Annotated in this window: 16 protein-coding genes; 7 read left to right on the forward strand and 9 right to left on the reverse strand. The window is 49.9% G+C overall.

Features of this window, described 5'->3' with window-relative positions; genetic code table 11:
• Positions 1-89 precede the first annotated feature (89 nt).
• Positions 90-344: a type B 50S ribosomal protein L31 gene (locus tag BEN74_RS08990; protein WP_068912762.1), complete on the forward strand. Its 255-nt coding sequence runs from the start codon at positions 90-92 to the stop codon at positions 342-344.
• A gap of 119 nt (positions 345-463) precedes the next feature.
• Here the strand turns inward: BEN74_RS08990 and crcB are convergent, their stop codons facing one another.
• Positions 464-841, reverse strand: coding sequence for a fluoride efflux transporter CrcB (gene crcB / locus BEN74_RS08995; protein ID WP_068912765.1), 378 nt, complete (start codon positions 839-841; stop codon positions 464-466).
• Between the two features lie 158 nt (positions 842-999).
• Between crcB and BEN74_RS09000 the strand changes: the two genes are divergently transcribed.
• Entirely contained in the window at positions 1,000-1,332 is a 333-nt protein-coding gene (locus tag BEN74_RS09000) for a HopJ type III effector protein (RefSeq protein ID WP_068912994.1), read from the forward strand.
• 234 nt (positions 1,333-1,566) lie between these two features.
• On the opposite strand, the gene BEN74_RS09005 is transcribed toward BEN74_RS09000, so the two are convergent.
• The gene (locus BEN74_RS09005; protein ID WP_068912767.1) at positions 1,567-1,974 is read right to left on the reverse strand and encodes a protease inhibitor I42 family protein; all 408 of its coding nucleotides are present in this window, start codon (positions 1,972-1,974) and stop codon (positions 1,567-1,569) included.
• A 47-nt stretch (positions 1,975-2,021) separates the two neighbouring features.
• Positions 2,022-2,543: a hypothetical protein gene (locus tag BEN74_RS09010; protein WP_416240775.1), complete on the reverse strand. Its 522-nt coding sequence runs from the start codon at positions 2,541-2,543 to the stop codon at positions 2,022-2,024.
• A 295-nt stretch (positions 2,544-2,838) separates the two neighbouring features.
• Here BEN74_RS09010 and BEN74_RS09015 point away from each other — a divergent pair, with 295 nt between their 5' ends.
• Complete coding sequence (locus tag BEN74_RS09015) at positions 2,839-3,462, forward strand: class I SAM-dependent methyltransferase (RefSeq protein ID WP_068912772.1); 624 nt, start codon at positions 2,839-2,841, stop codon at positions 3,460-3,462.
• On the opposite strand, the gene BEN74_RS09020 is transcribed toward BEN74_RS09015, so the two are convergent.
• Together BEN74_RS09020 and BEN74_RS09025 are read right to left on the reverse strand one after the other, a co-directional pair.
• The gene (locus BEN74_RS09020) at positions 3,459-4,052 is read right to left on the reverse strand and encodes a hypothetical protein (protein WP_068912775.1); all 594 of its coding nucleotides are present in this window, start codon (positions 4,050-4,052) and stop codon (positions 3,459-3,461) included. The genes BEN74_RS09015 and BEN74_RS09020 overlap by 4 nt on opposite strands.
• A gap of 25 nt (positions 4,053-4,077) precedes the next feature.
• Complete coding sequence (locus BEN74_RS09025) at positions 4,078-4,545, reverse strand: Holliday junction resolvase-like protein (protein ID WP_068912777.1); 468 nt, start codon at positions 4,543-4,545, stop codon at positions 4,078-4,080.
• 125 nt (positions 4,546-4,670) lie between these two features.
• Here BEN74_RS09025 and BEN74_RS09030 point away from each other — a divergent pair, with 125 nt between their 5' ends.
• The 4 genes from BEN74_RS09030 to BEN74_RS09050 all read left to right on the forward strand — a co-directional run bounded on the left by BEN74_RS09030 (position 4,671) and on the right by BEN74_RS09050 (position 7,864).
• Complete coding sequence (locus BEN74_RS09030) at positions 4,671-5,315, forward strand: ParA family protein (protein ID WP_068912780.1); 645 nt, start codon at positions 4,671-4,673, stop codon at positions 5,313-5,315.
• Between the two features lie 124 nt (positions 5,316-5,439).
• Positions 5,440-6,558: an AI-2E family transporter gene (locus BEN74_RS09035; protein ID WP_162898219.1), complete on the forward strand. Its 1,119-nt coding sequence runs from the start codon at positions 5,440-5,442 to the stop codon at positions 6,556-6,558.
• A gap of 119 nt (positions 6,559-6,677) precedes the next feature.
• A complete protein-coding gene (gene sodC / locus BEN74_RS09040) occupies positions 6,678-7,238 on the forward strand; it encodes a superoxide dismutase family protein (RefSeq protein ID WP_068912996.1) in 561 nt (186 codons plus the stop codon).
• A gap of 326 nt (positions 7,239-7,564) precedes the next feature.
• Entirely contained in the window at positions 7,565-7,864 is a 300-nt protein-coding gene (locus BEN74_RS09050) for a DUF3817 domain-containing protein (RefSeq protein WP_068912787.1), read from the forward strand.
• 133 nt (positions 7,865-7,997) lie between these two features.
• Here the strand turns inward: BEN74_RS09050 and BEN74_RS09055 are convergent, their stop codons facing one another.
• The 4 genes from BEN74_RS09055 to BEN74_RS09070 form a co-directional block, all read right to left on the reverse strand.
• Positions 7,998-9,227: an MFS transporter gene (locus BEN74_RS09055; RefSeq protein WP_068912789.1), complete on the reverse strand. Its 1,230-nt coding sequence runs from the start codon at positions 9,225-9,227 to the stop codon at positions 7,998-8,000.
• Between the two features lie 593 nt (positions 9,228-9,820).
• Positions 9,821-11,251: an AbiH family protein gene (locus tag BEN74_RS09060; protein ID WP_068912792.1), complete on the reverse strand. Its 1,431-nt coding sequence runs from the start codon at positions 11,249-11,251 to the stop codon at positions 9,821-9,823.
• A gap of 93 nt (positions 11,252-11,344) precedes the next feature.
• Positions 11,345-11,716, reverse strand: coding sequence for a hypothetical protein (locus BEN74_RS09065; protein WP_068912796.1), 372 nt, complete (start codon positions 11,714-11,716; stop codon positions 11,345-11,347).
• 138 nt (positions 11,717-11,854) lie between these two features.
• Positions 11,855-13,264: an FAD-binding oxidoreductase gene (locus BEN74_RS09070; RefSeq protein ID WP_068912799.1), complete on the reverse strand. Its 1,410-nt coding sequence runs from the start codon at positions 13,262-13,264 to the stop codon at positions 11,855-11,857.
• Between the last annotated feature and the right edge of the window lie 47 nt (positions 13,265-13,311).

Genomic DNA, 13,311 nt, shown 5'->3' on the forward strand with positions numbered 1-13,311 from the left:
TTTGCGCTGTTTGATGGCCGTATTTGCATTTTTAATTGTTATGTTATAACATTTATATTAATTATTTTACATTGATGCGGAGAAAAACCATGCGCGCCAACATCCATCCCGAATACCGTGAAGTGCTGTTTCATGACACCAATGCTGACGCGTTTTTTGTCATCGGCAGCACCTTAAACACCGCGCAAAGCCGCGAATATCAAGGCAAGACTTATCCTTATGTAAGCCTGGATATTTCCAGCGCTTCGCACCCGTTCTACACCGGCGAACAGCGCCAGGCCAGCAACGAAGGCCGTGTAGCCAGCTTCAACAAGCGCTTCGCACGTTTCAAACGCTCACAATAAGTTCATATTCAGTTAAGCTTTGACTTTTAAAGTCTAACTATTCAGAAGCCTAAGCCCCTATCCTCCAGCTTAGGCTTCTTTTTTTTGCCTGATGCTTTCAGCCTGTGCGTTCCGGCTGATTAATGCTTCAGCAGAGCCTGCAGCAGATAAAAGCCGGCAGCCAGCACCGCCACGCCCATAATCAGGCTGGAAAATGCATAGCCGAAGGCCAAACCGCTGTGGCCCTGCTTCAGCAGCTGAAACGTTTCCAGGCCAAAACTGGAAAATGTGGTGAATCCTCCTAAAATGCCCACCATGAACAGCAGGCGCGCTTCCTGCTGCAGCACGGGATATTTCTGGCTGAAGGCAAAGAACGCGCCGGCGAGAAAGCAGCCCAGCAGATTGACCGACCAGGTTGTCCACGGAAACAGGCCGCCCGGCTTCACCAGCCAAATGCTGGCGCTGTAGCGCAGGCTTGCTCCAATTGCGCCGCCTAAGGCGACCAAAAGCCAATTCATCTTGATTCCAGAGATTTAAATTTCAAAAAAATTGCCTGCAGGGCGCAGGCAGCGGATTTACTATAGCGCATAAATTCATAGAAATTCTAATGAAGCGGGGCGCTGAAACTTGCTATATTGGCCCAGTTTTCATTTATTTTTTATGCATTGAGGATCTTATGGCTCAACAGTTATTAGCCCGTCTGCAGGCAGGCGAAGCGGAATTTTCCGATGTCATCGCGTTCATTGAAGCGCGCTATGCGCATACGCCCACCGCATTTCAAAACGGCCAGCAGGCCAATGGCGCCCATGAAAATCAGGGCAGCGCCAAAGTCTTTTCCTTCGCGCAATTAAATGGCCTGGATCAGGCGCAAACCTTAAGCCTGTTTGCCGAACATTACGCTGCCGTGCTGGCTACGCCTGAAGGCGCAGACCATCAGAATATCCGCCAGTTTATGCAAAATGGCTGGGATGGCATGCAGTTTGCAGGCCAGGCTTTAACTGCAAAATAAATTGCAGCGCTTCATGCGGTTAAACAATGCATTTATTGAACATTAGCTTGCATAAAATCACATGACGCCGGCAGGGATGCCGGCCGTTTTTCTGTACTGCAGGGATGCAGCATCAGAAAAATACAGGGCTTTTGTTGCTTTTGGCTCAGTCAAAAGTAAAAAGCGCCTGCTCAAAGCAGATTGAACCCTTAATGCAAAGCGGGGCTGTGCCGTTCCGGCGGCAAGCATGCCAATTTAAGAAATCCGCACCCTGCATACCCACTCATCAACCGGCTGCTTTTCCCAAGCCCGCGCATGCTTCAAATGCAGCACACCCTCACCGGCCTGAAGCGCAGTAAAGTGGTAGGTTTTCTTTCCGCCCGCGCCTACTATCGGCGCATCGGACGGCTGCCGGTCAGGCTGATAAGTTTCTTCCACCTTAAACAGCTGCGGATTTTCCGCCAATGACCATGCATAGCCTGTGCTTGGATTCTCATCCAGCATCAGCTGCAGCGTTTGGCCGCGCTCCATTTCCAGCAAGGCCGGACAGGACTGCTGGCCGCTGAATACATGGGTTTTGCCGTCAATGGTTGAGCTCATGCTGGCGCAGCCGCTGAAGCCCAGGCCTAAAATTGTCGCCAGCCCAAACGCTTGTATCTTCATTCTTTCAGCCTTTTCTCTGTTCTTAACTCTATCGCCGCATGCTGCCTTCAGCTTTTCACCCGCTCAATCCACTGGATTGAGCTGACGCGGAACACTTCGCAGGCGCCGTCACCGCTGTCTGTGGGGGTCAGCGAAGACGTCCACACCAGATCCTTATCTTTAATTTCAACCAGCTCGCCTTTCAGGCGCACCAAATCGCCACGCTTGACGGTTTTAATCTTTTTGGCGATTTCCGGACTGGAAGGAATGATGTGCATATTCGACACCATCATCATCGCCTGCTTTGCCGGCACCGGCACTTTGTCCATTTTCCAGTTCAAATAGCGGTCGTATTGATTGACGCTGATATGGCGGGCGATTTCCGGCTCCGCAAACAGGCCCCAGCTCACCGCATAGTCAATCGGCGAAAACTTGGCCTGCTCATCATCGGTATAAATTTTTGAGCCCAAAATGCGGAAGTCGCCGTTGAAAGGCTGCAGCACCGAAACCAACTGCCCTTTCGCAGCCGGCGCCAGGCCTTTGGCGATGTTGTAGTCTGCCGATGCATGCACTCCTGCATTCAGCAGCATGGCCGCGGCAGCACTGAATAAAATACGCTTGATCATCGGTTTGCCTCTTTAATGTTGTCCTGCATCCGCCTGCGCTTCAGCCTTGATCAAAGGCTGTTGATCAGTTTCGCCCGGCAGGCTGAAATGCAGCTTAAATTCACGGGTTGATGCTTAAACTGTAAGCCTATATTACGCAAGAAGCCTGAAGAAACTTTAGCAACTTGGTAACAATGCCGCATTCCGCGCCAAGCCTGCGCTTAAACTCAGGCCAAACTTCGGCTAAGCTGGGGAAAACCGCAATAGAAACAGGGCAATAATGATCTACAAATTTTACCGGCAGCGCATTTTTCCGCATCTGCTCAATCAGGTCATGCAGACCGCCAGCCTGATGGACAAGCGCCGCGAGCTGCTGCTGCCGGTTGCCGGCGAAGTGCTGGAGATCGGTTTCGGCACCGGCCTGAACCTGCCGTTTTACCAGCAGGTCGATACGCTGTATGCCTTGGAACCGAACCCCGATATTTACCGCCTGGCCGCGCAGCGGGTGCATGAAGCGCCCTTTGAAGTGCAGCATATTCAAGCCAGCGCGGAAAAGCTGCCCTTTGCCAGCGCCAGCCTGGATCATATTGTCAGCACATGGACGCTGTGCAGCATTGCCAGCCTTGAACAGGCGCTGGCTGAAATTTGCCGCGTGCTGAAGCCCGGCGGCGCCCTGCATTTAGTTGAACATGTGCTGCACAGCGACAGCCGCAAGATTCAGTACCTGCAGCAGGCGCTGACCCCGGTTCAAAAGCGTATTGCCGATGGCTGCCACTTAAACCGCAATATTGAGCGCGCCCTGAAAGGCGCCGGGCTGGAGCTGGCGGAATGCCGGTATTTTGATGCGGAAGGTATTCCAAAAATTGCGCAGCGCATGCTGCTGGCGCGCGCGGTGCGGCCTTAATTCAGCGCCTGAATGGAAGTCACTTTCACAATTGCGCAGCTCGGCCTAGGACGCGGAATGCTCATGCCGACAATAAAAGGCTGCTGCGATTTGCGCAGCGTCACGGCAGCATATTTGCCCTGAATCCGCACAGTTTTCCCGGCTTTCAGCCTGCGCAGCTGGTCCGCGGCCTGCGCACTGCCGGCAACCGCGCTGATGCTTAAGCTGTCTGCGCGGATGGCCTCATCCGTCAGTCCGGCGCCGGGTTCTGCTGTGAACTGATAGCAGCGCATTTTCTGATCAAAATCAATTTTCTTGGCCAGATACGGATTCTTCAGCTGCCCCTGCCCCAGCAGCAGGTCAATGCTGCTGGCATAGGCGAGATCATTGAATTTTCCGCTCCGAGGCGAAGTGGCGTATAAAGCTGTGCGCGGCGGCCCGTAATAGCGCTTGCCCAGCACCCTGAACTCGCCGGAAAAATCGGCCTGCTCCTCAACCTGAAAATTTTTCACCACGCCGGCCTGCTCCAGATGCGGGATTTCGCGGAAATATTCCGCCCACACCCAGATCATGGCCGCCAGCGCGGCCAATGCGCCAAGCAGCTGCTTCATTGCCCTCTCCCCCGCTCGCCATCCGCTAATCGTTAAAGTCTATCCGCACCGTTTCAAAGCGGATCCGCCCTGCGTCGATGGCTTTGGCGATTGCCTGCTGCCCTTTGCTCAGGCGCGCCCCGCCGCTTTTAATATCAATCAGCACCACTTCAATGTCTTCAGGAGATCCATCACCGTCACGCAGGTCAGTGTAGCCGTCAAAGACAATATAATCGACCGGATCGCCTAAAAACTTGGCGTCGCTGGGCAGGTACTGGAATTCCGGCAGCATCGGCGCCAGCTGCTCGGCCATTTTGCCTTTCAGCACGGCGCGGCTGGTATTGACGCTGCGCTTCTGCGCCTGCGCCAGCGCCTGCTGATGCTCCAGCTCCAGCTCCGCGATGTATTGCTCATACTCCGCCCGGATGCGCCCATTGCGGGTATTGCTTAAAATCAGCGTGGCCAGCGCCACGCCGATGCAGGCGCCGATCAGCATTGCCATCCATACCGACATTTTATTTTCCTAATCTAAAATCCAGCTTAAGCTGCATTCGCGCTGCGACTTTTGTCATGCGCGCTATTCAGCGCAGAAAAGAATGATATGCTAGGGGCGAGCAGAATAAAATCATTTATAGGGTCATGAAAACAATCTTAGTTGCCAATCAGAAAGGCGGATGCGGAAAAACCATTACAGCCATCAGCCTTGCTTCCGCTTTAGCGCAAAAAGGCTATAAAGTCGCCCTGGCCGATGCCGACAATCAGAAATCCGCCTTGCAGTGGCTGAAGCAGCGCCCTGAAAGCTCAGCCCCGATCCAAAGCCTGGACTGGCGCCATGAAAAGTCGATTGGCGACGCCCCGAAAAGCATCGAATATTTGATTATTGACGCGCCGGGCGCGCTGTCTGGCGAGCATGCCGAACAGCTGATCAGCGAAGCGCACGCGATTATCACCCCGCTGCAGCCCTCATTTTTTGATATTGATTCGACCCGGCGCTTCCTCAAGCATCTGCAGGATATTAAGCGCATCCGCAAAGGCAAGGTGCAGATTCTGCTGCTGGCGAACCGGGTCAAGCCGAACTCCGCCAGCTCCAAGGACATTCAGGAATTCTTCAATAAAATTGAGCAGGAGCCTGCCGTCTGGATTTCCGAGCGCGCAGCCTACGGCCAGCTGGCGATGCAGGGCCTGAGCATTTTTGATAAAAGCCAGAAAAACTATTTGAGCATGCAGGCGCAGTGGCAGCCGCTGCTGAATGCGGTAATTGATGATCCAAGCAATTGGTTTTAATTTAAAATCATATGTTTAAGCATTCAATGGCAATAATTGCCCAATACTTGGCGGGCGCGCGTTCTCGCGCGCCGGTTTTTCAGTTAATATGGGTTTCCGACCCTCGCCAGTGATCATGAATTCAGTGCAACAGTACGCGCCTACCTTACAGAAAGTCTTATTGTTCGGGCTGTTTTTCGCCCTGATCTTCCTGAGCTTCAGTGTGCTTAAGTACTTTATTGTCCCTGTGGTGTGGGCTTCCATTATTGCCTACATGACCTGGCCACTGTATCAGTCGGTGCAGCGCTTTTGCGGCAGCCGCCCGACCCTGAGCGCCACGCTGATGATCCTGCTGGTGATGCTGGTGGTCGGCCTGCCGGTAATTTTCGCGATTTTCCTGCTGCAGCACGAAGGGCGCAATTTATACTATGAACTGCAAAAGCAGGTCTTTTCCGGCCACCTGAATGTGCCGGAATTCATCCGCCAGCTGCCGTTTATCGGCAAAGAAGTTTCACGCACCCTGCGCGAGCTGAACAATGACCCGAACAGCATGATTCAGTCGGTGCAGCTGTGGATTCAGGGCCATTTAAACTACGGCAAAGTGCTGCTGAATGAAGTCAGCAAAAACATCTTCAAGCTGTGCTTTGCCATCATGTCGCTGTTTTTCTTCTACCGCGACGGCCCAATGATTTTAGGCCAGGTAAGCAGGGCGCTGGAAATGGTGATTGGCCCGCGCGTGCATCATTATCTGGCCACCATTTCAGACACCACCCGCGCGGTGGTCTACGGCATCGGCCTGACGGCAATAGCGCAGGCCATTCTGGCCGGCATCAGCTATTTTGTCGCGGGCGTGCCGAACCCGATGGTGCTGACCATTATCACCTTCCTGCTGGCGCTGATTCCTTTTGGCCCGCCAGTCGCCTATACCTCCGTCGCGCTGTGGCTGTTTTCGCAAGGCCAGACCATTGAAGCGGTTGGCGTAATGGCCTGGGGCGTCTGCATTGTCAGCACCGCAGACAACGTGATCCGCCCTTTGGTGATTTCCGGCGCAACGCAGATTCCGTTCCTGCTGATCATGTTCGGCGTGCTCGGCGGCATTGCCAGCTTTGGGCTGGTGGGCCTGTTTATCGGCCCGGTGATTCTGGCGGTGCTGCTGGCGATCTGGCGCGAATGGCTGCATGAAGCCAGCATTGAACCGCTGATGATGCCGAAAGCCACCTTGGCGCATGATCTGGATGAGCCAGACGGCGGCGCCCCGAAATAAGCCGGGCCGGCGCTGAAGCGGCGCGGCAGGCTTTACAATCAAACACTGAATTTCCTTGGCATTGCGGTTAGGGGTCTGCTTCAATGGTTCAGACTTATAAAAACCGATAGGATGCCATGATGTCCCCGTTATTTAAGCTGTTTAGGCTCAGCGCTGCCGGCGCGCTGACTGCTGTTCTGGCCGCCGGATGCGCCACCACAGCGCAGCTTCCGGCTGCAGCCAGCCAGCAGGTTGTAGCCATCAATGCGGTCAGCGCGCAAGGCATCGGCGAGAAAATCGGCACCGTGGCGCTGCGCGACAGCACCGCCGGCTTAGTTATTACAGCCGATCTGAGCCATCTGCCGCCCGGCCCGCACGGCTTCCATATTCATGAAAAAGGCTCCTGCGCGCCGGCTGAAAAAGACGGTAAAATGGGCGCAGCCTTAGCCGCAGGCAGCCACTACAACCCGGCTCAGGCGCCGCACCACGGCAACCCGCTGACCGGGCATCTGGGCGATTTGCCGCTGCTGAACGCAGCTGCCGACGGCACAGCCAGAGCCGCCATGCTGGCGCCGCGCCTTAAAGTGGCGGATATTCAAAACCTCGCAATTATGGTGCATGCCAGCGGCGACAACTATTCAGACAGCCCGAAACCGCTGGGCGGCGGCGGTGAGCGGATTGCCTGCGGGGTGATTAAATAATCCGGCAGGCCATTTTCAAGCGGAACTGCGGATAAGCTGCGGGAAATTAAAATGCTGAACGCTCGCAGGAAGATCTGTCCAGCCATCTGCAGCTGGTGCTGAAGCAGATCAGCCTGCTGCCGGAAACCTTGCCCGGGCTGCGGCAGCCCGGGACGGAGCCGCTGCTTCAGGAAATTAAGCCGCAGAGCATTCGGGCCATAGCCTGCCCCGCCCAGCAGCCTTTGCTAATATCTGATTCCTATCATTTTATAATCAATCTTTCAGTTCATTTTCAGCGCAATCTTCAGTACACTCAAGATTCATTCTCATTAATTTAATACGTGACCATGAATATTCAAACTCTACGCGCTGTCGGATTTCTGGAAGGAATGTCTTTCCTGCTTCTGCTGTTTATCGCTATGCCGATGAAATACATGATGGGCAATCCAATTTTAGTGAAATATGTCGGCATGGGGCACGGCGTATTGTTTATTGTGTTTTTAGTGGTGCTGTTTGCGGTATGCGAAAAGCAGAAATGGTCGCTGAAAGTTTTCATACTGGGTTTAATCGCTTCCATCCTGCCTTTTGGGCCATTTGTTTTTGACCGCAAAATTAAGCATTTAGAGCAGCCGGAAGCCGGGGCTTAAAGCCTTCGAAACGCTCCTTGCACAGCATTGCTGTCCCATAGTTTATTTCAATTATCGGACAGCAAGCGGCTTAGGAGCGATTTATTAATAAGCAAGAATGCACTTGCGCATCACCGGGGCAATTGCACAGGCCTTAAAACTGCCCTTCCGCCTTCCGCTGCTGCAGCACCTTGTTCAGCATGGCCCGCGGGAAACTGAACCACAGCGCGATCAAGGCAAAGCAGGACACGCCGTACGCCCAAATATGCAAGTATTCATACAGCACGCGCACCAGCTCAATCACAAAGAAAAAGCTGAACATCATCAGCACCGAAACTGAAGCCGCCACCGTGCCTTTCGACACCTCAGAGGACATCAGGGCAAAGCGGTACAGCACTGAAAAGCTGATGCCTTCGCCAAAACTGACCAGCGTCATGCCTAAAATAACGCAGTGCAGGAAATACTGCGGGAAGATCAGGCCGGCGACGACAACCGCGGTGCCTGCAAGCATCAGCGGCAGGCCGATCAGCACAGTTTTGCCCAAAGGCAGCTTGTCGATGATTTTAATCAGCACAATATTGCCCAGAATCAGGCCGCCCAGCACCGGGAACTGCGCCAAGCCGTACTGCAGGCTGCTCAGGCCCAGCTCTTCCACCAGCATCACCGGCGACAGCGCAATCCACAGCATCAGCGGCATCGCCACCATCGGCAAGCCAATGGTCAAGCCAAGAAAGCGCTTATTTTTAAAGACCCGCTTAAAATCATCAAAAATATGGCTGAAAGGCTGCTTCGGCAGGCTGGCCTGCTGCTGCGGCATTTTGGCTTTCAGGCCGAACCAGCTGAGAAAGGACAGCAGCGCAATGCCGATAAAGCCCCAATGCCAAGATACATGGTCAATTAAAAAGGCGCCCAGCACAGGGCCAAGCAGCGGCGCAAGCAGGGAAATATTCGCCATCAGCGCCATGACTTTAATGGCATCGCGCTCTTCAAAGGTTTCCTGAACGGCCGCATATCCCACAGCGGAAATCACCGACAGCCCAAAGCCCTGCAGAAAACGCAGGGCCAGAAAGCTTTCAATATTATGGGTCAGTAAAATCAGCAGGCAGCAGATAGTGAAAAACGCCACGCCGCCGAGCAGCACTTTTTTGCGGCCCAGGCGGTCTGACAATGGCCCCAGCAGCCAAGCCACGCAGGCGCCGCCCAGCAGATAGAAGGACATGGATGATGGCGCCCACGCGCTGCTGACGCCAAAGTCTTTGGTAATGGCCAGCATGGCGGGCTGGACCAGATCGTTGCCGATATAGACAGAGAATTCAAATAATACCAGCGCCAATGGAAACATCAGCGTGGCGCGGCTGAGAACCGCAGTTTGTACCTTTTGCATTGTTATCTACATATATGATTGCGTACAGGATTGGGCACGGTCTAATTTCGGGGAGAGACGCGTCGGCCCAATGACAAGCACTGTAAAAAATAATTAAAATTTTCAGAAAATCGCGAGGCATTCGCGCAGTTTTTACGCCGTATTCACAGGGCGCTTATAAAGGCATACAGATGTTTTGGGTGAGTTCAATACACTTAAGCCTGTACACCCGCAGGTTTAAGTACGTGCATTTTAGCAGTGTTTGGCGCAATTGTGTTGCTGATTTTTGATGCGTTATTCTGCAATGGCTTAAGCTGGGGCCAGCTCAGCATTTCAAGCTGCGGTGCGGATGCCCGCCTGCACTTTTAGGCAATGCAGCGGATTTTAAATATTCGGGCCGATGCGGTTGAGCAATAAAAATGCTGAAATGGCATTTCCTGATTAATGGGAAATGCCGGGATTGATGGCGCAAAGCCACCTGTAGCCACACATGTATTTTCTAAGTGAATAAAAGCAAGGGATTTCATTTTATTCTGCTTATCATTTGAATAATTTAATCATAGCCTAGCAAACAACTCTGTTCGCTAGGCTAGATAAGTTGCAGTGTTTTAAATTTAGGATGCTTTAGCAATGATTTTAGGTAAATCGACAGGTTTTATACCATTAATTTCAGCAATGTCAGGATTTTTCTCAAATTTGAGCCAGCCTTTTTTCATCCATAATTCAACTTTTTCTTTTCCTAAAATGTGAAGCAAATTACATAAGTGATCAAAATATGCTTGCTGGCTAAAAGAATAAATAACGATTTCAAAATTCTTATGTTTTTCAAAGTTTACTGAAAAAATTTCTTTTATGTAATTTTCATCAGAAATATCTAAAGAATGCCCCCATATGTATATACATCCTTTTATTTCCTTAAGTTCATTTCTTAATAAATGTATAGTGTGTTGATCACTTGATATTTGTTCAGAATTTTTCCATGTATCTGCAATAGTTGAATTACTCCAAAATTCTATATTTTCTATAATTTCATTAATTTTAGCCAAGTTTTCATATAAAAATTTGTAATTTGTATTTTTGAAAATTTTTTGATGATATTTAGTAAAACCATAGGCCTTTAATTTTTTTAAATACTCATTTTTTAAATCTGAAATACCTAAAACAATATTTTGTGTTAAACCAGACTTTCCATGCAAAAATTGACTGTCAGTTAAATCATAAAATCTACCAAATGTATTAGTATAATTAAATGAATATACTTTATCTATCAGAATAGGAAGCTTACAAAACTTTACATCCAACTCCATTATATCGATTAAAATTATATACTTATTAAATATCTCAATAAAACTAGCCAATTCATCATTCAGTCTTTCAAGTGCCTTATTTTGATCATATACATCATAATTAGTAAACTTTTTTACATTTTCATTGACTATAAAATATGTAAAAAAATTAGAATTATCGTCATCAAAACTATAATCTCCTTTTTTTATATTATCTTTTTTCTTATGGATTAAATTAAGTAGACATAATAATTGACACACTCTTTCACTCAATGAAATAACCTCTCCGAAGAATTTTTGTTTCTTAAAATTTATTGGAGAAACCTCACAACTCAATACATCATGACCTAAATAATAGTCAGATATCTGTTGAAATAATTCAGAAACACTATCCAATGCGTCCTCAATTTTATTTTCAAAATCAATCCAAGTTTTAACTTCTCTAACATGATCTGAAAAGTACTGATACCAAACATTTTCTTTTAATTGTGCTTTCAATTCTTTAACTTGATCAACTGATATTTTTATCTCATCAGTTTTATACATTGCTTTTGTATGTTGAAAAAAACTGTTTTGCCATTCCTCACCTGTTTTATCATTTTTGTGCCAATAATCTTTCCCAAAAAGATCATCAAATCTCATATCACCTTGAGATTCATCCCAATTTTCTATCGCATCCATTGCTACCATAAAATGATCATACTTCGTCGGCAAATAATGCGACAAATCAAACCCGTTCCCAACAATCAAAATATTCATTTTTATAAAGCCTCAAAAGCAAAAAAGCGCATCCACCGATACGCTTTCCATGAGGCCTCACAGCTTAATTTTCAACCATAAATCAAATATTTATTAAGGGCACAGCGCTGTTTGAAAAGCCTTGGTATTTTTGCCGCGCTGGCACTGATATTCCTTCTGCGTGCTGGTGCGCTCCCAGTCACCCTCTACATTCTTAAAGCGGTAAATGGTGCGGACTGAACGTACAGAATCATCCAGCAAGCCTGTTTCAGTCACTTTCACTTCAGCAGCTGTCGGCGACTCCACGCGGTTGAAATACTGGCGGATTTCTACCGTCGCCAATTCCTTGCGCAAATCCGGGCGCTCTTTCAGCACCTGCGCAAGCGGCGTATCGGAACCGCCGGCTTTATTTACAATTTTCTGCGTCGCTGCGCAGCCGGACAAAACGCTCAGGCACAGCGCAGAAACCGCCAATAGTCGCAACATCATCTTTTTCCCCAATTTCCATTTTCCCGGCTCATCATGCCGTTTTAATCCGCATTACACTATAAGCCAAATGTAAGCCTGTTTTTATGGCATAAAAAAGCGCATCTTCCGATGCGCCCTTAAGTTCAATCTTAAAAATTAAAGATCAAACAATTTGCCCGGGTTCATAATGCCCTTCGGGTCAAATACTTGCTTCAGCGCCTTCATGTATTCAATTTCCTCAGCTGAACGCGAGTATTCCAAATACGGCTTTTTGGTCATGCCCACGCCGTGTTCCGCAGAAATTGAACCGTCATATTTTTTCACGGTATCAAACACGTATTTATTCACCACTTGGCATTTGGCAAAGAATTCGTCTTTGCTTAAGTCTACAGGCTTCAGAATATTCAAGTGCAGGTTGCCGTCGCCGATATGGCCGAACCAGCAGATTTCAAAGTCCGGATAATTGGATGCCACAATTTCATCAATTTCTTTAATAAATGCAGGCACATGAGTAATCAGCACAGAAATGTCGTTTTTGTACGGCGTAAACGGCGCAATCGACTCGGAAATGTCTTCGCGCAGGCGCCATAAGCTTTCAACCTGATCCAGGCTTTGGCTCAGCACGCCATCCAGCACCCAGCCCTGCTCCATGCAGTGCTCAAAAATTTCCATCGCCTTGTCCATGATCGGCTCAAACGGCGCTTCAAATTCCAGCAGGACATAGAATAGGCATTCGGTTTCAAACGGGCGCTGCACATGGCCATTCGCCAAGACTTTCTGCATCGCCAATTCGCCAAAGAACTCAAAGGCGGTCAGATCAATTTTGGCCTGGAAGGCATGCAGCACCGGCATCACCGCCTCAAAATCCGGCACGCCCAAGACCATCACCTGCAGATCCTGCGGCTGGCGCTCCAGCTTGATTTCAGCTTCAGTCACCAGACCCAAAGTGCCTTCACCGCCAATGAATAAATGCTGCAGCGCATAGCCGGTGGCATTTTTAATCATGCCTTTGTTCAGGCGCAGCACATCGCCTTTGCCTGTTACCACAGTCAGGCCCAGCACCCAGTTGCGGGTCATGCCGTATTTAATCACTTTAATGCCGCCGGCATTGGTGCCGATGTTGCCGCCGATTTGCGATGAGCCTGCAGAGGCGAAATCCACCGGATAATACATGCCCTGCTCTTCAGCATAATTCTGCAGCTGTTCCGTCACCACGCCCGCCTGCACGCGCACCATGCGGTCGGCCGGGAAAAATTCCAGAATCTGGTTCATCTTGTCCATGCTGACCACGATTTCGCCATTGGCCGCGACCGCGCCGGCAGACAGGCCTGTGCGGCCGCCGCTTGGGGTAATGGCCACGCTGAACTGGTTCGCCAGCTTGACAATCGCCTGCACTTGTTCTGTTGAGGAAGGAAAAACGATGACTGACGGGTTCGGGTCGAAGTGCTTGGTATGGTCACGGCCCCAATTTTCGAGGCTGTCCGCATCGGTTTTAATGCGGTTTTCACCCACAATAGCGGTCAATTGGGTCAATAACTCTGGGGTTAAAGCGACTGGAGCGTTCATCGTTTTCAGACCTTGCAAGAAGTAAAACAAGTTGTAAATGGTCTATA

It is taken from the genome of Acinetobacter sp. WCHAc010034 (assembly GCF_001696615.3).
In the GTDB taxonomy this organism is placed as follows: Bacteria; Pseudomonadota; Gammaproteobacteria; order Pseudomonadales; family Moraxellaceae; genus Acinetobacter.

Bases quoted from the DNA above. Each gene is read 5' to 3' on its own strand.
- BEN74_RS09030 (WP_068912780.1), top strand. From the start codon at position 4,671: ATGAAAACAATCTTAGTTGCCAATCAGAAAGGCGGATGCGGAAAAACC.
- BEN74_RS09025 (WP_068912777.1), bottom strand. From the start codon at position 4,545: ATGTCGGTATGGATGGCAATGCTGATCGGCGCCTGCATCGGCGTGGCG.
- BEN74_RS09065 (WP_068912796.1), bottom strand. From the start codon at position 11,716: ATGTTGCGACTATTGGCGGTTTCTGCGCTGTGCCTGAGCGTTTTGTCC.
- BEN74_RS09005 (WP_068912767.1), bottom strand. From the start codon at position 1,974: ATGAAGATACAAGCGTTTGGGCTGGCGACAATTTTAGGCCTGGGCTTC.
- BEN74_RS08990 (WP_068912762.1), top strand. From the start codon at position 90: ATGCGCGCCAACATCCATCCCGAATACCGTGAAGTGCTGTTTCATGAC.
- BEN74_RS09060 (WP_068912792.1), bottom strand. From the start codon at position 11,251: ATGAATATTTTGATTGTTGGGAACGGGTTTGATTTGTCGCATTATTTG.
- BEN74_RS09050 (WP_068912787.1), top strand. From the start codon at position 7,565: ATGAATATTCAAACTCTACGCGCTGTCGGATTTCTGGAAGGAATGTCT.
- BEN74_RS09020 (WP_068912775.1), bottom strand. From the start codon at position 4,052: ATGAAGCAGCTGCTTGGCGCATTGGCCGCGCTGGCGGCCATGATCTGG.
- BEN74_RS09015 (WP_068912772.1), top strand. From the start codon at position 2,839: ATGATCTACAAATTTTACCGGCAGCGCATTTTTCCGCATCTGCTCAAT.
- BEN74_RS09010 (WP_416240775.1), bottom strand. From the start codon at position 2,543: ATGCTGCTGAATGCAGGAGTGCATGCATCGGCAGACTACAACATCGCC.
- sodC (WP_068912996.1), top strand. From the start codon at position 6,678: ATGTCCCCGTTATTTAAGCTGTTTAGGCTCAGCGCTGCCGGCGCGCTG.
- BEN74_RS09055 (WP_068912789.1), bottom strand. From the start codon at position 9,227: ATGCAAAAGGTACAAACTGCGGTTCTCAGCCGCGCCACGCTGATGTTT.
- BEN74_RS09070 (WP_068912799.1), bottom strand. From the start codon at position 13,264: ATGAACGCTCCAGTCGCTTTAACCCCAGAGTTATTGACCCAATTGACC.
- crcB (WP_068912765.1), bottom strand. From the start codon at position 841: ATGAATTGGCTTTTGGTCGCCTTAGGCGGCGCAATTGGAGCAAGCCTG.
- BEN74_RS09000 (WP_068912994.1), top strand. From the start codon at position 1,000: ATGGCTCAACAGTTATTAGCCCGTCTGCAGGCAGGCGAAGCGGAATTT.